The organism is Novipirellula caenicola (assembly GCF_039545035.1).
Lineage (GTDB): Bacteria > Planctomycetota > Planctomycetia > Pirellulales > Pirellulaceae > Novipirellula > Novipirellula caenicola.
The window spans coordinates 1-25624 of record NZ_BAABRO010000014.1 but is presented as its reverse complement, the minus strand read 5'-3'; the positions used below and the strand labels follow the sequence as shown (position 1 = coordinate 25624).

The window sequence follows — 25624 nt, the reverse complement described above, 5'->3', positions numbered from 1 at the left end:
GCACGCAGACTATTGCTGTTGTTGCAGCTCGCTTTGACGCTTCAAGATTGCCGTCTGCAACTCGCCCATGTTCGCTTGGACGCGTTGCATGCCAATTTGGGCGCCGGCGGCCGACAGCGTCGGCAACTTCTCGATCGCCTTTTTGCCTACAGGTGTGTTGTAGAAATCGGTCAGTGCTTTGATCTCGGGTTCGGTGAATTCCGTTTTGTAAAGCTTGATCAAATCGGGTTTGAGCGATTCGAACGAAAGATGTTTGTGCAGAAACGCTTTCATGACATCTTGGAATGCAGCCATCTGCGGTTGCTGTTGAATTTGCATCTGCAGCATCTGATCCACCGTCTGCTGCGTGGTCTCTTTCATATTCATACTGTCCAGCAGTGCTTCGACTGCGAGCGTATGAGAATCTTTTTCAACTTCCGCTTCGGCTGCAGCTTCAGCGGCGGGCGCTTCGGCGGCAGCGTCCGAAGGGTCTTGAGCGTGAACCCCTTCGGAAGCGAAGACCAGGGCAACGCCCAACGCGGAGGTGAGGCAGAAACGGACGGCGGGACGCAAGCAGACTTTCATCGTTGGCTCTTGATTACATTGCAAGGTAGATACAGACGATGAAGACCATCGTCTTTGTACCGGCAATTGTATACCAAAAACCGCTTTGATAGTCCCCCAGAGCTAGTTTGCGTTGAACTGGGTACCCGGAGGCACTAAACCGTAGATTCCGTCGGTAAAGACTTGTTGAACCCAGTTGTCAAAGCGGACAATGGGTCGAGCGGGAATGATGATCACGTCGCCGTCGCGAACCCAGATTTCGTCGGCCGGAGTTGGACGTTTGCCATAGATCGCCCCCTGCAGATCCAGCATGGTGGAAATCATACGCCAATCCTCGGCCCTGCGGAAAATCACGACCTGTCGCAAATTCCCACTGGGCAAATGACCACCTGCAGCAGCGATCGCCCCGAGCACGGTGGTTGGACCATCCAATAGGATTCGGTTCGGATTGCCCACCTCGCCCATCACATGAACAAAATGGGGAGCTTGAGCCGCCAAAATCGGTTCGACATCGAGCCCGACGACAATTTCGCGATAGCGTAGATTGATTTCCTTCTTCAATTCGTTCATCGAGAAGCCTTGCACACAGACTTCGCCGATCCCCGGCAGACGAATTTTCCCGTCGGGCATGACCGTCACCGTCACCGATTGCTCGTTGAACCCGCTTTGTCCACCCACGGCGTTGCGAATGTCTTCGGCCAACGTATTGGTGCGAACGGGCGTCACGTCGATCGCAGGTTTCGGATAGTATTTCATGTACTGATCATTGAGCAGTTCACGAAGCTGGTCGATCGTCATGCCGGCAGCACGAATTTGCCCGAGCAGACGCACAGTGATGGTGCCGTCGGGTTGGATGACCAAGCCGTTTTCGAGTGTTCCACGATTCAGTTCCACGTCGGCGAGCGATTCGATCAAGATGGAATCGCCCGGCGTCAAGCGGTACATCCCCGAGGATTGTGAGCGAGTGATCAAGTAAAAGGTTTGCAGTTGGTCACCGGGTCGCAGTCGATATTCACCAAGATGCGACAAACGCGATGGACCGGCATATTCACCAGGGCCGTAGGCGTCAAAGTTCAAGCGGCGTGAATCTGCCCACCGCTGTTCCATCCCACAGCCATCGCGGCAATCGACACCGATCATGCACTTTTGACATTCACCGCGACATGGATAGCCCCCGGGAACGTTCCGGCATCCGCAATCGCTCTGCCGAGGCGATATCTCGTTTGCCAATCGATTCTGTTCGCGTGTCGAATCGACATTCGCAGGCGACACCGTTGAGTCAAGTTGTTGCCCGTGCAGCGTTGCGGAAAACACCAACACCGTCATGGCAACGAATCCGTAAACCATCGCAATCCGAGCGTTTCGATGTCGTGTGGATTCGAACATGCAAAGGGTCCGCGAGTGAACAGGCGACATCGGTAGACGTGACATGGATGATTGGCCGCGTGATGAATGGCAACGTGATGATCGACGAAGGGATGATGGATTGTGATTCATGATGGCGACTACCACAAATTGCGAACCGAGTTCCAAGTGCGATGCAGCGCCGACGGCGCGGGGTCGGCAACGCTTTGGACGTCATTGACCGACGGAACCAAAGGTGATGCGGGAGCCGACATTTCGGTATACACCGTATTCGGTCGGTCACCCCGAGCGGGCGTGTTGGCTACACGATTTTGTTTTGCCGACGCAGGGATCATCGAGACTTCCGCTGCGGCCCTCGGCGAAGCAGCAGGCGACTGCATCACGGGACTTGAAACGGCGGCGAATTCCGCTGGTGTCAACTGAATGACCTCGGGGATACGAATTCCCTTTGGATATTCGGTGCTGGGATAGTTCGCCGCATGTAATTCCACTTGGACTTCTTGAGCCTGCTGGTATTGGCCGAGCTGTTGCAACACGCGGGCGAGGGCCGACTGAGTTGCCGGATCGTTCTGCAGCGATACCGAATGCTCGAGCACGCGTTTGGCTTCGGTCAACATGCCAACGCGAGCCAATTGCATTCCAAGATTTGAAGCCAACGTTGCATTGTGCGGTTGGCCCTGCAACGCGGCGCGGCGCAAACACAGCGACGTGCTGCTGGGTAACGTTCGCTCGTCTCCGCGGGTCAGATAAATGGCGGCCAACAAATCCATTGCTTCGGCCGCTTGAATGCTTTCGCCCGCCAATGTCGCAAGCGTTTGCCGTGCGTCATCCAAGTAGGCTTCGATCGCTTGGGTCGCCGTCACCCCGTCTAAATCGACGTGGCGAAGTACTATGGTGCGGTGCGATCGGACGATGGTTTCCATGTCGATCTGGTTCGACGACGTTGATTGGTCGGCGAAATCACGCACCTCGGTCAATGCGGTACGAGCACGTTGAAGTTCGCGGAGTGGATCTCGTGAATCAGCATCGCTATTAGCCGCTTCACGCGTCGCGATCTGAATTGCTTCGACCGCATGAGTCAACGCGGCCCACGTGGATGTCTCGGCCGACAGCCAAGCTTTGACGCGATATTCGTGAAACGCTTGATCGAGCAATTGTCGGCATTGCAATTGTGATTCCATTGACGTGGTGTACGGCAACGGCGCCGACACTTTCTTGCGACGGCTGACCGGAATTGGCAACAGTGGTGGCTCGGAATTGGAAACCTGGGTCACATTCCGATCGTCCAATGGATGCGTCGAAAATTTTGCTGGGATCGCTCGTTGCGAATCATTCGTAGATTCCACTGCGGCGACGGAGGTTCGATTGAACACGAACGACGCCGGTTTTCGAGTCACTGCGGCGGGTTCGCTAGACATCATCACTGCGGCGTCAACATCGAGTGCATGACTACAGTCGAGTGCATGACTACAGTCGAGTGCGTTATCGTCATCGGCTGCAACGTTGACAACGGATTCGGTGTGATTTGTCACCGGGCAATGTGGTACGTCTACGGCGCGTTTGTCGTCGGTCGGTGCTGCAGCGCGTGCCGCCGCGGCGACGTGATCGACCGTTGCATCGGCGGGCTCTTGTCCACGACTTTGGACTTCCGACGGCAACTGTGGCTTGGCATTCCGGATCGTCAGCGACACGTCGGCAATCACCAGTGCGGACAAAACGCAGCCCAAACCGAGCACCACGACTCTCGTCGAGTCGGATCGATTGCGATTGGGGCGGAGCCGGAAAGAAAAGTGGGTCACGTGCATATCGATTGAACCGTCTTAGTGTCGAAGTGGGCCAACGAGGAAGGCGTTGGCACGCTTTTTCGTAGCGATCAGCGGATTCGCTACGATGAGACTTCGAGGATTAGATCGGATAACCGCTACATCAGGAGCCTGTGAAAGTCGGATTCCGGTCTAGCAACAGACCGATCCGACAAGCACATCCGGCATAATCGATAGAGTTTGACAGGCGGCGACTGCAAAATGCCGGCAGCCGCTACGAGATGGCAGCAAAAGTGCGTCATCTCGAATAGCGGCGCGAAAGACGCCAATTGCTAGCGTGCGAAGCATCAAGCTCGAAAGCTTAATGGGGTGCCTGTGACGGATCGATTTTCTTGTTTTCCCAAAAGATGCCGTTGGCTCGCTGTTGCAAGATGCGTTGCGAACTTCCTTTGGCGAGCGCTCGTTCCTGTTTGGGCAACCAGCGGCGCAATCGATCGATGACGTCGGCATAGGGAGCCCGATCTTTACCGGGAGCGATCAGATTATCGAATTCGTTCGGGTCGCTCTCGTGATCGTAAAGTTCTTCGCCTCCATCGAGATAACGGATGTAACGCCATCGGGTATCGCAAACACTGTGGTTGCCTTTGTTGTGCGAGCTAACCGCCGGGCGTTCACGCGGGGTGCTCGGATCGACGAGCTGCGGTTTCAAACTGATGCCCTCGACGTCCTCTGGTTCCGGCAACCCTGCAAGTGCTGCGAGCGTCGGATACAAGTCCAGCAATTCGGCGGGTTGGTCACACTGGACGTCCGCCGGGATGCCCGGGCCAGCGAACAACAGTGGCACCCGTGTTGACCTCGCCCACAGCGAATTTTTTCCCGAGATCGCCTTTTCGCCCAAATGGTAACCATGGTCGCTCCAGAGCACGACGATCGTGTTGTCCGCGTAAGGCGACTTTTCCAGAGCATCGAGAATGCGTCCGACTTGGCTGTCGACAAAACTAATCGACGCCAGATAGGCGCGAACCAATGGACGCAATTGGTCGTTTGCTTCAAGCCAATCCGTACGCGGTTCGGGAAGTTCCCAGTGAAGGTACCATGACGACCGCGGTGTATCGCTGCGATCACCCGCCGGCATCGGAGGCATCGTCAGCGTGTCTTCGGGATACAGATCGAACCATTTTTGGGTCGCATAACAAGGAACGTGCGGCAAAAAGAATCCCGCCGCCAAAAAGAACGGCTTTTCATCCTGCATCGACTCGATCTCATTCACCGCCCACGACGCGACGTGCCAATCTCCTTTGTCTTCATCACGATGCGGGAACGTTCCCCAGTCCATCAACTTATGGTTGCCATTGGGTGTCGGCGGAATCAATTTCTGTGGGGGTTTGACGCCAATCGACGAAGCGGGCCCCCAAACATCACATTCCTGCGGATGGGATTGATTGCGGCCGTACACGTTGTGGTAGATCTTGCCACCAATGAAGGTTTGATAGCCGTGGTTGTGAAAATGTTGCAGCAGCGTCGTTCGCGACTTGAATTTGGGAAGGTCGCGGAACCAAGGCGTTAGCCCATAGATACCGGTCGATGTTGGTCGTAACCCGGTCATGATCGACGTGCGGCTAGGGTTACACAGCGGTGCTTGGCAGTGAGCATTACTGAACGTGACCCCACGCTTGGCCAACCGAGCCATCGCAGGCGTCTTGACGTCAGGGTGGCCTGCCAGCGGTTCCACCCAGTCGTTCAAATCGTCAATCGCGATCATCACCACATTCGGACGCGAAGAATCGGATTCGGCGGCCGCAGCAGGCGAAACGCCCAAAAGGAACAGCGAGGAGAACAGCGAGGCCTTTACCGCAAGCATTGCGATACATCGGAGAGGGTACTTCATGGCGGGATTCACAAGCAACAAAAACGTTCGAGGAAGTTGAAGGGAGGGATGGGGGAAGCCCGATGGGGCGTGGGGATTACAACGTCAACCGCCAAGCAAGGCGGCATGACGCCACGTTGTCCAGTGGCAGTCCGACAATGGTTTGTGTGACTATTCTGCCGAGAATTTAAACGTCGTCGTGGTTCGGTATTCTTCGCCCGGGCTGAGGATGGTTGAGGGAAAATTCGGTTGATTCGGGCTGTCGGGAAAGTGTTGCGTTTCCAAACAGAAACCGCCGCGGTGCACGTAGGGTTTGCCGGACTTACCACGCAAACGGCCATCTAAAAAGTTACCGCCGTAAAACTGAATCCCCGGTTCGGTAGTGTGGACTTCGAGCACACGGCCTGATTTTGGGTCTTTCACGCGTGCCGCCAACGTCATCGCTTTGTCATTGCCCGATTTGTCCAACACAAAATTGTGGTCGTAACCGAGTCCGAATCGCAATTGTTCATTGTCTTTACCCACGTCGCGTCCAATCTTTTTGGGCGTTCTAAAATCGAAGGGAGTTCCCTCGACATCACGCAGCTCGCCGGTCGGAATCAAGCCTTCGTCGACTGGCGTAAACTGGTTGGCGTTGATCATCAGTTCGTGATCCAGGATCGTGCCTTCGCCCTCGCCCGCGAGATTGAAATAGGTGTGTTGCGTCACATTGACGGGCGTCTTCTTGTCAGTCGTTGCAAAATAGTCGACCACCAATTCATTGGTCATGGTCAACTTGTAGGTCACTTTCAATTTCAAGTTACCGGGATAGCCTTCCTCCATATCCTTGGCCTTATAGGTCAATTCCAAACCAGACCATCCATCCCCTTCGAGTGGTTTGGCATCCCAAACGACTTTGTCGAAACCGACCACGCCGCCATGCAGGTGGTTTTCACCGTTGTTCACGGCAAGCGTGTAGGTTTCGCCATCGATCGTGAATTTGCCTTTGGCGATACGGTTCCCGTAACGTCCGACCACCGCTCCAAAGTAGGGTTTGTCTACCGCGTTGATGTAGTCTTCGACGCGGTTGTAGCCAAGTGCGACGTCGCCCATTTTCCCATCGCGATCGGGGACAATGATCGAGGTGATGATGGCACCATAGTTGGTGATTTTGACCGTCATCCCCGCTTCGTTTTTCAGCGTATAGAGCTTGATCGAATCAAAATCTTCGACGGAAACATGAGCCTCGGACGGCTTGATCCCCAAAGTGCATAGACCCAGCAGGGATAAACACAACAGTAGTGTCGATCGCAGTTTCATTTTGATGCCTATTATTACAATGGTTGCAGGGGGGAGCGTGATGTTGCGGATGCAGTAGGTGGGCTGGTTTACGTCGATTGTAATTCAAGTTGGCGGTGGTGGCATCCAATCGACGTCGACCATCCCAATTTCGAGGGGGAGACCCGCCCAGTGCCGTTTCCGCAAGTCGTGTTCGCGGCGTAAGCCGTCCGGTTGCGGCGAGTAGACGATTCAAAACTGAGCAGGCGGGGCCCCGCGCCGCTATAAAAACCACCCGGTCAGGGCCAAAAGAGATGGCATTGGCCGTAAGGCACCAAGTATCGCATGGGCCCCGGCCGCTGACGCGTCGCGGCTCGCTAAATCAACAATCCGTTGACGAATTCCACGACGCTTCTCTATTGGCAAAACGAATCGGAACACTGCTTCGTCTCGCTTCGCGATCGCGTTAAGACTTTGGCGTCAAAACACTGAAGTCGGCAAAGGAGACATAGATCGAGATCACGATCAAAATCAACACGATGCCGGCCGGGGTTGCGAGTCGCCACGGCGTCATATCGACCGCTTTGGCGTCCTCTTGAATGAACTCGGTCTCGCGAGGTCGGACCTCGCCAATGACCAACATCAAAATGACCAGCCAGGCGAACACCATTCCGAGGAAGTGAAAATCGTGCACCGACGCGACGATCGCATCAAACGGGCTGACAAAGTAACCGACCGCGATGACCACGAAACCGGTCACCAATCCAATCTTTGCTGCAATCGGCGGGACGCGGCGAGTCAACATGCCGACGATCACAACCGCAAAAATGGGGATGAAGTACATCCCGTTCATTTTTTGCAGGTAACCAAAAATACTGGTCGTTTGCGCCAACAGCGGCGCGATCGTCATCGCCACCACGGCGACAATCCAACCGAACCACTTCCCTGATCGAACCACGCTTTGTTCGGACGCATTCGGCTTGGCACTCTTGTAGAGCCCCAAACTAAACAGCGTACACGCACTGTTGAGTGCCGAGTTAAAACTGCTCAGGATTGCCCCGATCATCGCGGCGGCAAAGAAACCGGTTAACGGTCCTGGCAACACTCGATTGACAAGCAATCCGTACGCCTTGTCGGCTTTGATGTCGTCGCCGGCAAACATCGAATAAGCAATCATGCCAGGGATCACAAGGTACAGCGGTCCAAGCAACTTAAAGGCGCCTGTCAACAGCACCCCCTTTTGTCCTTCGGCCAAACTACTTGCTCCGAAGGTACGCTGAATGATTTGTTGGTTGGTGGTCCAGTAAAACAGATTCAACAAGAAAATGCCGGCAAAGATCGAGCCAAAGGGAACCGACGATTGATTGCTGCCGACCGAATTGAACCGTTCTTCTTGTTCTGCCCAAAGCAGGTCAGCACCGGCCGCCACCCCTTCGCCACCGCTGAGCGCGTTCAATGCGTAGTAGGTGATTAACAGACCGCCTACGAGTAGCCCGATGCCATTGAGCGTGTCCGAGACTGCAACCGTTCGAAGTCCACCGAACAGCGCATAGATCGAGCCGATGATGCCTACCATCCAAACGATCAACACCAAGGCAAATGTCTCAGGATCCACATTCAGACTTTCCGGAATCGACCCAAGCAAGCTTGGCACATCCAGGATGTCCAGCATCCCGCGGGCACCGGTGTACAGAATGATTGGCAACAAGATCCCGACGTACGCGACCAAGAAAATGATGTTCGTGATCACTTGGGTTTGATGGTCAAACCGAATCTCGAGGTATTGAGGCACCGTTGCCACACCGCTTTTCAAGAAACGTGGCAAGAAGAACCACGCCATGAAAACTAGCGCCACCACAGCGACCACTTCCCAAACCATCACACACAAACCGTCGGTAAAGGCAGCACCGTTTAGCCCCACCATTTGTTCGGTCGATAGATTCGTCAACAATAACGATCCCGCGATTAACGGGAACGTCAGCGAGCGGCCACCAAGGAAGTATCCCGAACTGCTCGCGTGGTCATCGCGTCGTGTGATCCACCATGTCAAAACACCGACAAGCGAAGTGAAGAACAGAAACCAAAAAATCGTGATTGCGCCCACCGATGCCTCGTTCTGATTGAAAGTTCAACGCATCATCCGTGCTGCGTCGGAAAGTAAAAAAATGCAGTTCTTCGCGAATCCCCAAACCACCTGATACTCGCGGCTAAAAAACCGACGCATGCCCGAGAGATCGCGCTTTCAGCGTTCACCCAAACCGGACGGCCCACATTGCGCTGAAGATGGATTGACGAAAGAGCGAATTGGTCGTGCGGATCTAGGACTAGCGATCCCAAGCGAATGTTTGCTCAATAATTTAATTGACACGGTATCGCGTGTGCACCCTTGGCAGGCAAACTTGCGAAAAGATGAGCATCAATGCCACTTTGTTTTTTGTATTGTTTCTGAATATGGTCACTGACCTCGACCGCTTTGTCGGATTCGACCAACGTGACCGTGCAGCCGCCGAAACCACCACCGGTCATCCGTGATCCATAGACACCTCCGGCCCGGCCAATGCCACGTGCTAATTCAACCAACAGGTCCAATTCACGGCAACTGACTTCGTAATCATGTTGCAGCGACCGATGGCTCGCGTACATCAATTCACCGAGTGTTTCCCATTGCCCCGACTCGATCGCGACCGCCGCCTTTTGCGTTCGATCGATCTCGGACACGACATGACACGACCGCGAATATTCGACGTCACTAAGTGACTCACGATTAGATTCGATGTCATCGACCGTCGCGTCACGCCATGACGCCACCCCGATTTTTTTCAGTGCAGCATCGCATTGAGCACGTCGCTGTGCATACTCGCCACCGCTCAATTCATGTTTGACGTTGCTGTTGGTGATCAGAATCGAAACATGGTCCGAATCAAACGGGACGTGGCGAATTTGTTGCGAGCGACAATCAAGCAACATGAAAGCGTTTTCTTTTCCAAAGACGCTACTGAATTGGTCCATGATTCCACAGGGAACGCCCGCATAATCATGCTCGGCTTGTTGGCACAGCAACGCTTTTTCATCGAGCCCCAGCGTGACTCCTGAAATGGTTTCCAACAGCGTTGCAGTTGCGACTTCAAGTGCCGCACTGCTGCTCAGTCCGCCACCGATAGGGACGTTCGACTCGAACAGGACATCCATCGCCGGGATTTGGCTAAACCGTTCGCTTCCAATTCGATCTTGGAATCCGGCAAAGACGCCGCCCATGTAACCCAGCCATTTCGGCGGCAACGAAGGCTTTGGCAGGTCATCCAAATCGAGCTCATCGCGTTCATTTAAATTAACGCTGCGAATCGATGCGACGCGAGCACTGTCTTGCGATCGCGGAGCTGCCGCGATTGCGACGTAGCGTTCAATCGCCATCGGCAGCACAAACCCATCGTTGTAATCGATGTGTTCACCAATCAAATTCACTCGCCCTGGCGCAGCGACAATCCATTCCGGAGGACGCGAATGTTCGGAAATGAAGGACTGGGTCAAACGATGGACTAAATCGCCAACGGGACCATCATAGCTGGTGTTTTCGAAAGAATTCATTGCGAGTCGATTTGCAAGGGACGTCGTACCGCCCCACATTATGAACTTTGCCTGTGTTTGACACAATCACTCGCACGATCACGTGTCTGAGATTTGTTGTCAAAAGAACCCCGTCGCTAGGATGATCCACACAGATGCCACGGTGGCCGACAACTGCCAAAGGTCGCGATATCGCTAAATTTGAAAAGACGTAAAACGCAGACCGATACCCTACCACATTGGGGAAACAGCATGCCATCCCCGCAGAGAAAACATTGAAAACTTTTGCCACCTTTGCGCTCGCTTGCCGCGTTTCGGGGTTACTGGCCGCGTTTTAGTCTTGCCGCAACCAGACGGGGCCCCGCGCCGCCAGCGATACCCAAAGTAGATCGCATTGCCAGTTGGCCGCCAATTCACACGCCGGAAAGATGGCTATAGCGCCCCGCATCGCAGGGTAAACGATGAATTTTTCAACCGCGGGTCATCCGATTGTGGCGGCCGTCTGCGGCACCCGCTAATCTAATCGCGTTGCAACGGATCCGCGTCCGGGTCCTTTGTTTTTCCATCCTTTGGAACTGCCACCCAAGATTGCCCACCTATGTCAAAAACAAAGTTTTTCCAGATTGCCTGTAGCGTTTTGGTCGCCGCCTCGATTTGCCTGCCGATTGTCAGCCCCTTCACTGCAATGGCTGAAGAAGAAGACGCGAAGAAGCCTTCGATCAAAGCGGTCATGAAAACCTGCTTCAAGGGTCCCCTTCTGAAGAAAGTTGCCTCGGGAACCGCGTCCGACGAAGAAAAGAAAGAGTTGCATGCGATGCTGGTTGCAATGAGCAAAGCAACGCCACCGCGAGGTAGCGAAGAAAGTTGGAACAAGCTGAACAAGCTATTGGTCGAAGCAAGCCAAAAGATCATCAAAGGAGATGCGCAAGCTGCGGCGATGCTGAAAAACGCCTCCAATTGCAAAGCTTGCCATAGCGAGCACAAACCCAGCTAAAAATCCTCTCGCGATTGATCATAACGACTTCGGATCGTCGATAGCCGTATGTTCGCCGACCGGTGAATGCACGACGATACGGATGCGTGACGAACGAAACCCACCACGACAGAGACAAGCGGTTTGCTTGTCTCTGTTTTTTTTTGTGAGGTCTAGCAGAACGGCTAGCGGAACGCTTGTTTGACTTCGGGACGCATCAGCACGATGGTCGCCCAAATTCCAAACGGGATGCCGATAAAATAGCAAGGGCTGATGCATGGGATTGCAGCCAAGATCGCGCCGGTCAACGCCAGCGGGTAGCTTCTCAGCGACTTCATTCGGATCGCGGTAAACAGGATGAAACTGTTGATCGCAATCAGCACCAATGAACCGATCACACGGACCTTGATCTGTGTTTCCTTGCTAAATCCCGCATTGTTTTCCTGCAGTCGATCCGCCATGCCACTGAACACCAGGAACGCGTCGACACCTAATGCGATCAGCAAACACAAGATGCAGATCAGCGACACCACGATCAGCGATATCGCCGGGGCGCTGACGGCATCGGCGGCGTTAGTGGCGTTTCCAGGACCTTGATATCCTGCCGAACCATGCGGATTGGGACTGTAGGGATTGGGTGGGAAAGGATCGTTCGACATTGATGTCCATCCGGGTTAAGGCAGCAGAACCTGCGTATCCATTTCGACGCGTCCAGCCAATGCAAACGAAGCACGTTTCGACAACAGGTTGACGAATTGCTCTACAGACAATCCAGGTTTCCCCCAGCTGAGCAAACCGGATTGCATGAATCGGATTGCGTGAACCATTGCTGAATGCATCGGAGATTCATAATAATAATCGCTCGTTGGCTTCAGTCGAAAGTAGGGTGTGTTAGGATTGGAATTCATTTCCCCAACCTTTCCCTCCCACCTATTAGTTTTGGAGCATACTTCCCATGACTTCTCTGACGCTTTCACGACGCGGTTTCCTCGCGGCAACGGCCACCACAGCCGCGGTCGCCGCGCTGCCATCGACCGGCATCGCCGCCGAGGCGGACCATGCCCCACTGGGCATCCAACTGTACTCGCTTCGCGGATACAAGGTGGACGAGGCCCTGCGTCACGCTAAGGATCTCGGGTTTGATCAAGTCGAATTCTATAGTGGCATGTTGTCGACCAATGCTTCGGCGGATGAGATCGCAAAAATGAAGGCCAAAGTCGCCGAATTGGGACTTTCCATCTCGGCTCATGGCGTCAATGGATTCGGCAAGAACGAAGCCGCCAACCGAAAGGTTTTCGAATTCGCCAAGGCCCTAGAAATTCCCACGATCACCGCGGATCCGAGCCCTGAATCGTTCGACAACCTTGATGATTTGGTCAAGGAGTTTGATATTCGGATTGCGATTCACAATCATGGTCCCGGCCATCGCTACAACAAGGTGGTCGACGTGCTTCGCGCCATCGAAGGACGTGATGAACGGATCGGCGCCTGTGCCGACCTGGGCCATTACATTCGATCCGGGGAAAACGCGACCGATGTCATCCGATCGCTGAAAGGCCGGCTGTATGGAATCCACTTGAAAGATTTCGCCGAGATGAAACAGAAGACCGAGGGAGTCATCTTGGGCAAAGGCCATCTCGATGTCGAAGGCGTCTTTTTTGCACTTCAGCAAGTTGGCTTTCCCAAAAATGGTGCCGTTTCGCTTGAGTACGAAGAGAATCCCCAAAATCCGCTGGCGGAAATCCGAGAGTGTGTCGCGGTCGCCCGCGCGGCAATGGCCAAGGTCGCGGGCTAAACAACGGTGCCCGGCTCGGGCACGCGGTCCCAGCATGGATCGGTCAAAAGAACGACGTCGACTTGGAATCCAAGTCGACGTCGTGTGCAGGGTTACCGTTGTGGTTACTCGGAATCCGAAGTGGAAGGAGGACGTTTCGGAGTCCTGCCACCTTCCTCGGCATCCGGGCGTCCTCTGCCACGCATGTCTCCTCGCTCACCACCTCGTCCCGCTTCGCCGAAACGCTTCATCGCGGTCGCCAATTCTTCTCGCGAGATCGCGTCATCGTTGTTGGTATCGATCCCTCTTAATCGCTCGCGCATTGGTTCTGGGATCTCGTCTCCGGTCAACTTATCGTCGGAATTGGCATCGCGTCGTTCAAACAACATCCGTGCGAACTGTTCAGGATTTTCCATTGCTTCGCGCGGTATCATTCCGCCGCCTTCTCCCCGCCGCGGACCGCGATCGCCGTTTTCACCGTCACGTGGCCGGCCTGCGAAATCGCCCTGCGGACGAAGCTCTTCGATCGTCAACGCACCGTCACCATTTTTGTCCAATTTGCGGAGGGCGACTGCGGCGTTGTCAATTTCTTCTTTCGAAATTTTTCCGTCGCGATTGGCGTCTAGCGCCGCGACGATCGGCAACCGTCTCATCATTTCAGCAGCCTCGGGACCACCCGGTCCTCGGTCGCGGGGACCTCGGTCTTCGGGGCCACGTTCACCACCAGCACGATCGCGGAAACCACGTTGCCCGCCTTCCCGTCGCTCACCGTCACGCCGACCACGTTCTTGCTGGCCGCTTTCCTGATCTTGATCCTGAACGGGAGTTGCAAACGAGGGCTGAATCGTTGGCAGCGACAACGCACCCGCCAACAGCACAAGTCCCGTTGCTCGTTTCCAGGTGAAACGAGAGTTCGCTTCGATCGGCACACTGCGGATTGGGATACAGCGATCTGGATTTTCTTCTGATACAGTCATCTTGGTTACCTACAAATCAGGGATGGGGGGCGGTCACACATCAATAGAACCCCTCGAAGATTGTCGGGTTCCGTCCGTTTTCCGTGACATGGGCAAAACCTTCGCAACCGGCATGCTATGATGGTGCCGCCAATTGGCCTTCGATAAACCCCAACGACAATTTTTAGAGGTCGGTTTAATGCGACAACCCTTGACGACTTGGGCTGCAGTCAGCTTCGTTGCGACAATGTTATTAAGTGCCAGCGGTTTTGCTGCGGATTCGCCGTTGGTGTACCAAGGCACCGACGGCATCGGCAGCGGCAAACACATCGTCTTCCTTGCTGGTGATCATGAATATCGCAGCGAGGAAACGCTTCCCGCGTTGGCTCGAATCCTCGCCAAACGGCATGGATTTAAATGCACGGTGCTGTTTAATGTCGATCCGAAAACGGGATACATTACCCCCGGCAACAACAACATGCCTCATACCGATGCCGTCAATTCGGCCGACTTGTTGGTGTTTGGACTACGCTTCCAAAACTTTCCCGCCGATCAAATGCAGCCGATTGCGGACTACTTGAGCCGAGGCGGGCCGGTTGTGGGCACGCGAACCAGTACGCATGCGTTTAAGATTCCCGCAACTTCACCGTTCGCGAAGTTCGACTATCGGTATAAAGGCGACGAAATGAAGGGCGGCTTTGGCCGACAAGTGCTTGGCGAGACTTGGGCGGGGCATTACGGCCGCAACCACGTGATGAGCACTCGCTTAGAGATTATTCCCGAGAATGCTGATCATCCCATTTTGCGAGGCGTCGAAAACCCTTGGGTCGAAGCCGGCGGCTATTGGACGGAACCCGAAGCGAACAGCGTTGTCCTTGCCAATGCTCAACCGCTGCAAGGAATGACACCGGACTCGCCCGAAGCCGACGACAAGAAACCTTGTCCCGGTGTTTGGGTGCGAACGTACGAGGGCGAAAACGGAAACCAAGGACGCGTCTTCACCACCACCTATGGTGCATCCGAAGACATTCAAAACGACGGGTTCCGTCGAATGATGATCAACGGCACTCTGTGGGCGTTGGGGATGGAAGACGAAATCACCGGCGATCTCAATATCGATTTCGTGGGCCCCTACGATCCATCGACCTTTAGCTTTGGCGGTCACCGCAAACAGGTGAAGCCGCAAGAATTGGCAGGCTGGGATTCGCCAATCATGCCCGCTCGCGACGAAGCCCCAGCAAGCGAAGCGAAACCTGCCGCGAAGAAGAAAAACGGCTCGGCAAAATAAGTGCCGCGCAGTCGACTTTCACGCCCATTCAGCATTCATGCCCAGTCGACTTTCACGCTAACTCGACCTTCACTCTCGGTCGAGCATTACACTTACACGGCGACGCGATCACGCGTCGCCGTTTCTTTTTGGCGAGTGAGCGGCCGGCAAGCCACCTCAAGCAAATTTGTCGCGTGATTTGCGAGTCATCAACGCGTTGGCTTGTTCATCGTCGACAAACTGCTCTGATTTTGGATCCCACTTCAATTCGCGGCCCAACATCAATGCGATGTTACACAGGTGGCACGAGGTCATCGTGCGATGATGAGACCAAACGTCCGAAATCGGTTTGCTCCGGTCTTCGATGCAGGCAAAGAAGTTGCCCATATGATTGCCTGGTTCCTTGCCATGACACAGCTCGACAATTTTTTCATCAAGCGTTTTGCGATCTTCATCGGTCAGCTGATCCACGGGCCGCCCTTCGAGCTTGCCGCGATTGACAAAGATGCGTCCTTTGTCGCCTTCGAACAAGATCCCGTTGGAAAAGTCGACGTTGTCGCCTTCGCGCTTGTAATGATGATTGACGCTGATCAGCGAACCACTGGCAAAGGTCAAATCGATATGGAACTCGGTCGCCGTGTTGTAACCGTTCGGCAGTGCAGCGTCGCCTGCAAAGAAGGCATTCCAATTGAAATCCGAAGGCACATGCTTGGTGAACTTGCCAGACCCGGCGACCTTGATGGGGCCATCCTCACCGGGCGCCAACGCCCACTGAGCAATATCGATATGGTGTGCCCCCCAATCCGTCATCTTGCCGCCAGAGTACTCGAAGAACCATCGAAACATGCGGCGGCGCTGTTCACAATAGCCCGCTTCGGGCGCCGGCCCGACCCACCTGTCCCAATCGAGATCTTCGGGCGGATTCTCGGTCTCGAACGGCCCATCGTCGGGCGCACCACCGATGGCAAGGTAGGCGTTGACGTTCTCACCAAGCATCCCGCAGTGGACCATTGCGACTGCGGTTAGGAACAACGACTTGCTGCTGCGTTGCTGCGTTCCGACTTGAAAAACCCGGCCGGTCTGTTCGACCACCTTGCGGATCTGTTTGCCTTCGTCGATCGTCAGTGTCAACGGTTTTTCGCAATACACATCGGCTCCGCTACGAAGCGCGGCGATTGCGATCGGAACATGCCAATGATCCGGCGTCCCAATCGTGACGACATCCGGCTTCTCTTTTTCCAACATCTCACGATAGTCGCGATACGTATTCAATTTGCCCGCAAACGCGTCGTTGAACTCTTGGGTATGCAAGTCATCGACGTCACAAACCGCCACCATTTCAGCATACTTTGCGGCGCTGCGAGCGATGTTGCCGCCTCGGTTGTAGCGTCCGCGGCTTCCGCCGACGCCGATCGCGGCGAGACGAAGCTTTTTACCAGAATCAGCGGCAATCGCAGGGCTGGCCACTGCGGCGATCGAGCCCGCTGCGGCCGTGGTTTTCAAAAAATGACGACGTGACGTTGACATAACACATTCCGTAGGTGGGGTAAACTAAAGACCGCTCGCAGCGTGGGGTGCCTGCTTGACCTCGGCTGACGCGGTGACCGTAAAGCAACGCATCTAAGATAACCAACGGTGACGACGCCGGGGAAATCAGCGGGCCCCTTTCCCTTTTTGAACAGATTCTCCGCAACCTTAACACCGTGGTGGGATCTTCTCTTACACAGACCCATCGTTTTCTGATACGTCGTCAACAACCTTGCCTTCGTCCCCTTTGCAACAAGCCAACATGAATTTGCCTTTTGAAGTACGAGTGGCGATCGCTTCGATTCTGGTCTCGCTGTTTTTCGCCAGCGTGGTGTCGTTGACGCTAAAGTGGCGACATCCCCAGCGAGATTTCACGGAACTGCGTGAACGGGTACGCACATGGTGGGTGATCGTTGGATTCTTCTCTGCTGCATTATTCGTCTCTCCTGCGGCCGCCGTCTGCTTCTTTGCCTTCGTGAGCTTCTTGGCGCTCAAGGAATTCTTGTCGATGACGCCAACGCGGCGATCGGATCGACGCGTGTTGTTTTACGCCTACCTTTCGATCATCGCACAATATTACTTTGCAGCGACGTCTTGGTACGGCATGTTTATCGTTTTCATCCCGGTGTTGATGTTTGTGTGGTTGCCGACACGCATGCTGATGATGGGCCAAACCGATGGCTTTCTTCGCGCCGCAGGATCGCTGCACTGGGCGTTGATGATCACGGTATTCTCATTGTCGCACGTCGCTTTTCTATTGAAGTTTCAAGTTGCCGCAGAGCCGCGGATCGGCCCTGATTTCCCATCCAGCGACGCGATCACCTATCCTGGATCGGGACTGCTTTTGTTTCTCGTGCTGCTGACCGAACTCAATGACATTTTTCAATACCTTTGGGGCAAATCACTGGGCACCCGAAAAGTCGCTCCCTCGATCAGTCCTGGAAAAACTTACGCGGGGTTGATCGGCGGCGTGGCCACGACCGTGGTGTTCGCTTGGGTGGTCGGTCCGCGATTGACAATCATGGACGACACTCGCTCGTTGATCGTCGGAATCATCATTGGGATGGCGGGGTTCGCGGGCGATCTCTGTATGTCGGCTGTCAAACGAGATCTGAATATCAAAGATTTTGGGGCCACCCTGCCCGGGCACGGTGGCGTTTTGGACCGAGTTGACTCGCTGATTTTTACCGCGCCGCTGTTTTTCCATTTCATTTACTACACGTATGGCTGAGCGACTGAATCGTGAATCACGTTTTGCGAACGCTTTTTTTTGCCCTGATCGTGCGACCAATCATGATGGTGGTGTTGGGAACCAATGTCCGCCGTCGTGAATGGTTGCCCAGTGAGGGCCCTGCACTGATTGTTGCCAACCACAACAGCCACTTGGATGTGTTTGCGCTGATGAACATCCTCGGGCTTAGCCGGTTGCGTCACGTCCGTCCGGTCGCGGCGGGCGACTATTTCCTGACCCGTCCGCTGCGTCGTTGGTTCTCGACTCGGATTGTGGGAATTTTGCCGATTGATCGAACCAAAACGAAACGTGACTGCGACGGAAAACACCCACTCGAACCGATCAGTGAAGTGCTTCGCGCTGGTGGGATCGTATTGTTGTTTCCCGAAGGAACACGTGGTGAGCCCGAGAAATTAGAATCATTTCAAACCGGGGTGGCTCATCTTGCCAAACGCCATCCGGACGTCCCGATCACTCCCGTATTCATGCACGGGCTTGGCAAGGCGTTGCCTAAGGGCGAAACGCTGCTGGTTCCCTTTTTCTGTGATGTTTTTGTCGGCGAACCACTGAATTCAACGTTGCCTAAAAAGGAATTCATGAACCAATTGGACACCGCGTTTTCAAAACTTTCCGAAGAACTGCCGGTGCAAACGTGGTAGCAAGTTTGTGATCGGGTGTGCCTCCTGCTGTACAATCGAAGAATCGTCCCCACAGCACCCCGAGGCAAAAACATGTCGAATGAGATCGTTGCGGATCCCGATCAACCTAGTCCACAGGCCAATCCCCAGCGTGATGATTTGTTGCAGTTTCGGTTATCAACCATCTTTGTGCTGACGCTGATCGCCAGCATCTTGGCGGCATTTTTGCGTCCGCGTGGAAACGATCTGATGATCGCCGGCATGGTTTCGACGATCAGTAGCCTTGCCTTCGGTGTGATTGTTGGCAAGATTCGCCCACCCATGATGCAACGCGTTTTTTGGGGAGTCGTCGTGGCTGCAATGATTCAGGCGGTCGCATCGAACACGATCTTGTTGGATCGCAAGGGGATCTATGGTTGGCCGATCGCGGCAGGCTTTGCCGCAGTGGTTGCATCAGGCAATTCGAATCTGTATCGGCGTATGTTCCAAGCTGCGATGGTTGCGGCGGCGGTCGTCGCGATCTATATGGCGTCCGTTCCTGCCAATGCGACAACCAGTATCGCAAATGCAATCTGCGCCGCGATTGGCGGAGCGTTATTGGCGGTGCTAGTAGAGGTGGTCAATGCGTTTCAGCGCAAAACTCATCTTCCAATGCCCGTCACCGGATTGGCCCTCGTGTTGGCAGCAATCGTGTTCGCAGTGATCGCGCCGATCATGATCCCAGGTTGGTAGCCGGTGCGTTGTCAGCGAACATGCCAATGCGGACATGTTATCTTCGTGCTGCAAACGTCCCGGATGCACCAAGGCAACGGTGACGGGTTACAATCTTGGCTCCAAATTCACTCCTGTAATTCACGATAGAGAATCCAATGCAAGGTAAAGACGCGATCCGATCGGCCATGAAATTTTGCGACATGGTCTACCGAGGCTACATGAGCGATTTGGACGACGCGGAATTACTGCGGCGTCCAAGCGAAGGCTGTAATCACATCGCTTGGCAAACCGGGCACTTGATTTCATCCGAAGTCTCGTTGCTGGACAGCATCGCTCCGGGCAAAGCCTACCAATTGCCTGATGGATTCGCCGAGGCACATGCCAAAGACAAAGCAGATAACGATGATCCATCTGCGTTTCTGGGACGTGACGAGTATCTGGCACTTTGGGACGAGGTGCGTGCGGCGACGCTGAAGGCAATCGACGAGATGAGTGACGAGGATCTTGATGCCGAATCGCCCGAGCATTTCCGAGGATTTTGCCCCACCGTGGGCGACGTGATCATCCTGATTAGCACGCACCCAATGATGCACGCCGGGCAAATCGTTCCTTTGCGTCGCCAACTAGGCAAACCGGTACTCTTTTAAAACCGGGTTGCCCCTTTATTCCAGCATCACGGGGGTGTGAGCATCGACATACGGATACCGCCGCTGCGGCGTCCCGTGTTGGTGACGCAAGATCGTGCCCATGGTTGCACTCGTATCACCCCCCCGGTCGCAAAGGCTTGAGGTAGTTTGGCGGTCGGATCGCCCGACTTGTTACCTGCTCATCCGGGGGGCGAACTTGCTGATTTAAGAAATTTACGAACCTTTTACGAAATTCTTAATGCCTAGACGGTCCTGGGACTTACGAAAAGAGCAATTCGTTGCTGCAACCCGTAAATTCGGTGATTTCAGCACATTCGGAGTTTGATCTGGCGTCTAGAAAACCATGGTGCTGTCTTTCGACCCGGCCGCTTCACTCTGACGATGCAATCGAGGCAAGCGGATGCTCCAATCCAGTGGTTTTCCGCAAAGGATGAGTCGTCAAGCTAGTGAAAATCACGGATTTTGATGTCACTGCGAACCTCGAGATGCCATCGCCGCGTCTCTTTGGGGACTTGCCTCGGCGGCATCGATCGCAAAAGATGATGGCGGAAGACGTGGGGTTTTGAACACTGCACTAGCAGTGCCTCGATCAGACTCGTAGTCAATTATTATCGCCACCAAATGTGCATTTGATCTTGTCGAAGGCTAAATGGCATCTACCCTTTGGAGGGGAAGATGTCGTTGATAATTGCAGTACAAAGACTCCGTTTTGGTTTTTCCGAAAGCCGTAAACACGCCCTTTGCGGTGTTTATGCTTGCCTTAAGTGGTATTCAAGGATAAAATCTCGGCATCTAACACGGATTGGACAGGTTCAAAGGATCTTATCATGACCTCTAACAGCAGTCTTCGCTTCACACACCCGTGCCCCCGATGTGGCCGACGTGTGGAAGTACGAGCTTCGCTATTAGGATGCACTGTCGCATGCCAACACTGCCACGCGGAATTTGTAGCGAGTGCGCGGGACGAGAGTGCCCCCCAAACGTTTGATCGCAGCCTGGATTTGCTTCAACGAGTCGAGAGTGCCCTTCGCCGCGCCGAGCAGCAGCCTTCCTCCACACCTACCCAGGCTAACCCTGTATCCGAAACGGTCTAAGCCTGGGGCTGCTAAGATTTGGACGTATTAGGCTCTGGTAAGTATTGGGGTTGGGTGTATTGGATTGCGTATGCTCTTATCCCGCTGCGAGGCAAAGTCGCCATTCGAGTGCTAATGCGCCATCATTGAATTGCGTTTGGATTCTCGCCCCCCACCGCTGGTTGGACCGGGGACTAATTCGGCAGCTCGCCAAGCCAAAGTTCTAAACATTCGATGGCGGTTGGTATCTCAGTCGGGCGGGCGGCGGCCAATGGCATCGTAACGGTCGCATCGCCACGAATGATCACCCCATCTCGATCGATCCCCACAATCGCCGCTGGCCAAAAGATCTCGGCAAATTGCCGCCCTCGATCGATTCCTCCGATTTGTATTGTCGCCGCCTGTGCGTGTTCAGCGGGACTGCCCAACCGGACATGAACCTCATCGTGAGGCGGATTGGTCACCGAGTCGACCAGCGTGTTGGATTGCCAGGCGGTCACCGCACGATTGGTTGCCGCCGCATCTAATTGTAAAACGATTGCGCGTTTGGTTTGATTGAGATACCACAGCAGCTTGCTGAGCATTTCTACGGTCGCGGTGGCTTCGCTCTCGACAAAAGCGTCCGCTCCCAAAATCACGGCCAAGTAGTTTGCCGATTCGATGGGCGCGACAATTGGTTTGAGGTTATCGTTGCTCTGAGAATTCGTGCGGAGCGAATAAAATATTTCCGCAAGCGGTTCGGCTGCGAGTGAATTGCTATGAACCGATTTTTTTGCTTCTGCATCGATTTGTTCACGCAAACGCGGCGTATCGCTTTCAACATCACCGATCGTCCAAACAACATCGGCGTGCATTCGAACGTCCCCTAGAGTGGCCGATAACGTTCCTTCGCGGCCCACGGCCGCTCGCCACGCTGTGGTGGAAACCGTGTCGTCGATGGCGATACGAATCCGATCGTGAGCTTGCAATCGATTCAATCGGCGAGCCGTATCCAGATCGGTTCCCGACGTGGCGACATGGATCACGCCGTGACCGGCCAATAGGTCTTTCGCCTTTTCAGCTGCAAGCGCCGGAGTGACCGCGGTGTCTGCAATGCGAGCGGACTGGGTTCCGGACAATGCGGTCGTGTATGCAACGGTCGCCTTGCTGCACTGGACCTTTGCAATCGGCTGACCTTCGGACGACGCTTCGATGGAGATGTCGTCACAATGCAGCGGACAAAACGGACAGACATGCAGGGTGGGCGGCATCACCGTTGGCTCAATTCTTTGACCGTTTCAACAAGTGCAATGACGTTTTCCACGGGCGTTTCTTTAAGCACGCCGTGTCCCAGATTGAAAATGTGTCCGGGGCGACCGTCGACCGACTGCAGCAATTGGTCGACCGTTTCGCGAATCACATCAGGGTCGGCCAGCAGAACGGAGGGGTCCATGTTGCCTTGGACTGCACAATCGTGTCCGATCCGCTGCCACGCGACATCAAGCGAAATACGCCAATCGACACCGACCACTGTCCGTCGATCACCGCGGAGCAAAGGAAGCAGTTCTGGGTTCCCCGTGGCAAAGTTAATCACGGGAACCGAAGGATCGATTCCAGCAATGATTTGTTTCATCCAAGGCAATACGAACTTGCTGTAATCCATGGGCGACAAGCAGCCTGCCCAACTGTCGAACAACTGGACGCACTGAGCCCCGGCGGCAATTTGATGATTCAAATAAACCGTGATCGATTCGGACAATTTGTTCATCAAATCGGCCCACGCACCGGCGTCGCTTTGCATCAGTTTTTTGGTGTGCGTGTATTGCCGGCTTCCGCCGCCTTCGATGGCATAACTAGCTAAAGTAAAAGGGGATCCCGCGAATCCGATCAGCGGAATCGACTCAGGCAAATCGGCACGTGTCTGGCGAACGGTTTCGTAGACAAAGTCGAGTTTTTCTGGTTTGTCTAGCGCGCTGACGCGAGCCAGATCATCGCCGCTTCGCACTGGATTGTGGATGACCGGACCATCGCCGGCGACAAACTCCAGATCGAATCCCATAGGCACTAATAAAGGCAGCAAGTCTGAAAAGATGATTGCGGCATCCACCCCCAACCGATCCACGGCGGTGCACATCACTTCGCTGCACAGTTTTGGATTCGCACAAAGTTCCAAGAACGACTGTTTCGCTCGGACTTCGCGGTATTCCGCCATATAGCGTCCCGCTTGACGCATCAACCACACCGGAGTCCGTTCCGTCGCCTCGCCGCGACACGCCTTCATAAACAAACTGTCGTCGGACGGGTGAGGAGGCATATTGTTGCTCTGTGGCTTGGATTCTTCGGACCAACGGATTTGTTTGACGCGTCGTTTGGATTTGGTCAGCTCGTTGGATTGACGAGCGGCTTCGGTGACCAAGTGCCCCATTTTCGGATGCGAGGGTTCAAAGTCGACGTGCAAATCGCACTCGCGGAGCATCTCGCTCGTCGTCGGCCCAATCGACGCAATGACGGTAGAATGCAAACCGCGACGCAGATCGTCAACCATGTTTAATTCTTCGGCCATTCGGAGCATGTTGACGACTTGATGAGCACTGGTCACCAGCAGCATATCGCGTTTGCCATCGGCCAACGCTTTCACATTCTCTTCCAAAGCCGCGGTGGACTCGGGGAACTCCCAGCCGTAAACACGCACGGTTTCAACGGTTGCCCCGCGTGCTTCCAGACCCGCGACGAGCGAAGCGTTGCTAACGCCATACTCTTGGACCCCGACGACTTGGTTTGCAATGGAAACATTGGCGTCGATGGTCTGCAATAATTCTCGCCATGTATTGGGTTCAGGAACGCGGTAGGTCGCCGTCAAGCCCACGTCTCGCATTGCGGCGGCCGGTTTAGGCCCGCGGCAAATCGTCGTGATATCGGACAAGGCGTCGAGAAAACGCTGTTGGTCAACATGCCTCTCGATCGCCTTGAGCAAGAATCGGAAACCGACTCCGGTCATCAACACGACCACATTGACCTCGCCCGTCATGACACGATAAGCAAAGTCAATGGCTGGCCGATTGGGGTCGATCGCCACTTCCCGCATCGACGGGCTCACATGGGCGACGCCGCCATGGCGAGTGATCATCCGAGCCATGTCGTCTGCACGACGACTTTCCAAGGCAGCGATATTCAGTCCGTCAAAATTGGCAGGGGCCTTTTCCATGGGAGTCGATTCGTTGAGGGTTGCGTGAAGGGGGGGATGTAGAAACAAGCAGTTCGGATTTGGCCGTCAGACCCGTCAAAGGAAACTCAAATAAAATCGTTCCGCGTGATGGCTCCACATGATGAACAGATCTGCAGTGGCCGACCGACGACGCTGGGCAACATCGTGAGCCGAGGGCTGCGGGTCCAGGCTACGTCACCTTGCAGAGCGGGTGGGCTCCTGGTGAATGAGGGTGGTCCCAGGGCTCGAACCGTCCGAATTGTGCTGCGGAACCGTGCATAGCCGCCGCTTTATCACGACCGCGGCCGAACGACCTGCGAAAACGAGCGGTCATTGTAGAGAATTTGTGCTCGGTTACGATGTGCATAGATCGGTTCCAAACTAAGTTTCCCTCGTTTTGGTCCTGTTTGCGCGATTGGGGCGCGGATCGGTCCCCATTTCCATTCCTTTTTTATAGACAGAAGTCCCAGCGTGTCTCGAAGTCCCATTCGCCGCCCCCCAGCCAGTCTCGACTTATCGAAGGTATTTCGGTTGGTTGATTCGCTTCCAGAAGTCCTTTCTAGCGATTCGATGTTTGGTAATACGAAGCCGTTAGAGATCGAAGTTGGTTCCGGCAAGGGGCTGTTCATGTCCACTGCATCGGCGAAGAATCCTCAGCACAACTTTCTCGGCATCGAGATCAATTCCAAGTGTGCTGAGCATGCAGCGGGTCGATTGGCGAGGGCCGAAGTCAGCAACGCGATCATGATCAGTGGCGATGCCGAACCGTTGTTCAAAGAGCGGGTGCCTGCGGAGAGTTTAGAGGCGGTGCACGTTTATTTCCCGGACCCTTGGTGGAAAAAGAAGCAGCGGAAACGTCGTGTGCTGAACGAACGCAGCATTTTAGATTTCGCCAAAGCGCTGCGTGTTGGCGGACGCTTGCATGTGTGGACCGACGTGCTGGACTATTTCGAAGAAACGGTTGAAATCATTGCGGAAATCGCACCGGAATTAGGGGTGCCGATTCCGGAAGAAGAAGTGGAAGCGCAGCACGACCTCGATTATCGCACCCACTTTGAGCGTCGGAGCCGTCGGCATCGCATCCCGGTGTACCGAGTCCGCTACGAGAAACGGGCATAAACCTCATCCTATTTCGGTGCCACCCACCATCTAATTCGGTGCCAGGCACCTAAATTTAGGTGCCTGGCACCGAAAATTTGACAGGTTTTCAATTTCCGCTCTAATCACGGTAGCCCTATCACATCCCTCGAGCCTGCGGAGGTGACCTGATGCCGCGGCCAC

21 protein-coding genes are annotated in these 25624 nt (G+C 54.6%); 8 read left to right on the top strand and 13 right to left on the bottom strand.

Annotated features, from left to right (window positions below; all coding sequences use genetic code 11):
- Positions 1 to 9: 9 nt before the first annotated feature.
- From ABEA92_RS22805 to galK, 7 genes are all read right to left on the bottom strand, one after another.
- On the bottom strand, positions 10 to 564 hold the full coding sequence (locus tag ABEA92_RS22805) for a DUF2059 domain-containing protein (RefSeq protein WP_345686543.1): 555 nt from the start codon (positions 562 to 564) through the stop codon (positions 10 to 12).
- Positions 565 to 666: 102 nt separating this feature from the next.
- Complete coding sequence (locus ABEA92_RS22800; protein WP_345686541.1) at positions 667 to 1929, bottom strand: polysaccharide biosynthesis/export family protein; 1263 nt, start codon at positions 1927 to 1929, stop codon at positions 667 to 669.
- Positions 1930 to 2048: 119 nt separating this feature from the next.
- Positions 2049 to 3707, bottom strand: a complete 1659-nt coding sequence (locus tag ABEA92_RS22795; protein ID WP_345686539.1) for a tetratricopeptide repeat protein — start codon at positions 3705 to 3707, stop codon at positions 2049 to 2051.
- A 325-nt stretch (positions 3708 to 4032) separates the two neighbouring features.
- Complete coding sequence (locus ABEA92_RS22790; protein ID WP_345686537.1) at positions 4033 to 5559, bottom strand: sulfatase; 1527 nt, start codon at positions 5557 to 5559, stop codon at positions 4033 to 4035.
- Positions 5560 to 5709: 150 nt separating this feature from the next.
- Positions 5710 to 6837: an aldose epimerase family protein gene (locus ABEA92_RS22785; RefSeq protein ID WP_345686535.1), complete on the bottom strand. Its 1128-nt coding sequence runs from the start codon at positions 6835 to 6837 to the stop codon at positions 5710 to 5712.
- A 424-nt stretch (positions 6838 to 7261) separates the two neighbouring features.
- Entirely contained in the window at positions 7262 to 8899 is a 1638-nt protein-coding gene (locus tag ABEA92_RS22780) for a solute:sodium symporter family transporter (protein WP_345686533.1), read from the bottom strand.
- A 245-nt stretch (positions 8900 to 9144) separates the two neighbouring features.
- Positions 9145 to 10380, bottom strand: coding sequence for a galactokinase (gene galK / locus ABEA92_RS22775; RefSeq protein ID WP_345686531.1), 1236 nt, complete (start codon positions 10378 to 10380; stop codon positions 9145 to 9147).
- Between the two features lie 577 nt (positions 10381 to 10957).
- On the opposite strand from galK, the gene ABEA92_RS22770 reads away from it, so the two are divergent.
- Complete coding sequence (locus tag ABEA92_RS22770) at positions 10958 to 11353, top strand: hypothetical protein (protein ID WP_345686529.1); 396 nt, start codon at positions 10958 to 10960, stop codon at positions 11351 to 11353.
- A 164-nt stretch (positions 11354 to 11517) separates the two neighbouring features.
- Here the strand turns inward: ABEA92_RS22770 and ABEA92_RS22765 are convergent, their stop codons facing one another.
- Positions 11518 to 11991 carry a hypothetical protein gene (locus tag ABEA92_RS22765; protein WP_345686527.1) on the bottom strand — a complete coding sequence of 158 codons (474 nt, stop codon included), beginning with the start codon at positions 11989 to 11991 and terminating at the stop codon, positions 11518 to 11520.
- Between the two features lie 15 nt (positions 11992 to 12006).
- Entirely contained in the window at positions 12007 to 12240 is a 234-nt protein-coding gene (locus ABEA92_RS22760) for a hypothetical protein (protein ID WP_345686525.1), read from the bottom strand.
- 47 nt (positions 12241 to 12287) lie between these two features.
- Between ABEA92_RS22760 and ABEA92_RS22755 the strand changes: the two genes are divergently transcribed.
- On the top strand, positions 12288 to 13127 hold the full coding sequence (locus tag ABEA92_RS22755) for a sugar phosphate isomerase/epimerase family protein (RefSeq protein WP_345686523.1): 840 nt from the start codon (positions 12288 to 12290) through the stop codon (positions 13125 to 13127).
- Between the two features lie 104 nt (positions 13128 to 13231).
- Here ABEA92_RS22755 and ABEA92_RS22750 read toward each other — a convergent pair whose 3' ends face one another.
- Entirely contained in the window at positions 13232 to 14083 is an 852-nt protein-coding gene (locus ABEA92_RS22750) for an EF-hand domain-containing protein (protein WP_345686521.1), read from the bottom strand.
- Between the two features lie 178 nt (positions 14084 to 14261).
- On the opposite strand from ABEA92_RS22750, the gene ABEA92_RS22745 reads away from it, so the two are divergent.
- Complete coding sequence (locus ABEA92_RS22745) at positions 14262 to 15350, top strand: ThuA domain-containing protein (protein ID WP_345686519.1); 1089 nt, start codon at positions 14262 to 14264, stop codon at positions 15348 to 15350.
- Positions 15351 to 15506: 156 nt separating this feature from the next.
- Here ABEA92_RS22745 and ABEA92_RS22740 read toward each other — a convergent pair whose 3' ends face one another.
- Entirely contained in the window at positions 15507 to 16856 is a 1350-nt protein-coding gene (locus tag ABEA92_RS22740; protein WP_345686517.1) for a Gfo/Idh/MocA family protein, read from the bottom strand.
- A 262-nt stretch (positions 16857 to 17118) separates the two neighbouring features.
- Here ABEA92_RS22740 and ABEA92_RS22735 point away from each other — a divergent pair, with 262 nt between their 5' ends.
- The 4 genes from ABEA92_RS22735 (at position 17119) to ABEA92_RS22720 (ending at position 20086) form a co-directional block, all read left to right on the top strand.
- A complete protein-coding gene (locus ABEA92_RS22735; protein ID WP_345686515.1) occupies positions 17119 to 18087 on the top strand; it encodes a phosphatidate cytidylyltransferase in 969 nt (322 codons plus the stop codon).
- A 50-nt stretch (positions 18088 to 18137) separates the two neighbouring features.
- Positions 18138 to 18746 (top strand): lysophospholipid acyltransferase family protein, encoded by a 609-nt coding sequence (locus ABEA92_RS22730; RefSeq protein ID WP_345686513.1) that lies wholly within the window; start codon positions 18138 to 18140, stop codon positions 18744 to 18746.
- Positions 18747 to 18818: 72 nt separating this feature from the next.
- The gene (locus tag ABEA92_RS22725; RefSeq protein WP_345686511.1) at positions 18819 to 19457 is read left to right on the top strand and encodes a hypothetical protein; all 639 of its coding nucleotides are present in this window, start codon (positions 18819 to 18821) and stop codon (positions 19455 to 19457) included.
- 137 nt (positions 19458 to 19594) lie between these two features.
- Entirely contained in the window at positions 19595 to 20086 is a 492-nt protein-coding gene (locus ABEA92_RS22720) for a DinB family protein (RefSeq protein WP_345686509.1), read from the top strand.
- Between the two features lie 1267 nt (positions 20087 to 21353).
- Here the strand turns inward: ABEA92_RS22720 and ABEA92_RS22715 are convergent.
- Together ABEA92_RS22715 and hemE are read right to left on the bottom strand one after the other, a co-directional pair.
- The gene (locus tag ABEA92_RS22715) at positions 21354 to 22412 is read right to left on the bottom strand and encodes a hypothetical protein (RefSeq protein ID WP_345686507.1); all 1059 of its coding nucleotides are present in this window, start codon (positions 22410 to 22412) and stop codon (positions 21354 to 21356) included.
- The gene (gene hemE, locus ABEA92_RS22710) at positions 22409 to 24343 is read right to left on the bottom strand and encodes a uroporphyrinogen decarboxylase (RefSeq protein ID WP_345686505.1); all 1935 of its coding nucleotides are present in this window, start codon (positions 24341 to 24343) and stop codon (positions 22409 to 22411) included. The genes ABEA92_RS22715 and hemE overlap by 4 nt, the downstream gene beginning before the upstream one ends.
- Before the next feature lie 570 nt (positions 24344 to 24913).
- On the opposite strand from hemE, the gene trmB reads away from it, so the two are divergent.
- Positions 24914 to 25462 (top strand): tRNA (guanosine(46)-N7)-methyltransferase TrmB, encoded by a 549-nt coding sequence (gene trmB / locus ABEA92_RS22705; protein ID WP_345686503.1) that lies wholly within the window; start codon positions 24914 to 24916, stop codon positions 25460 to 25462.
- Positions 25463 to 25624: the final 162 nt, after the last annotated feature.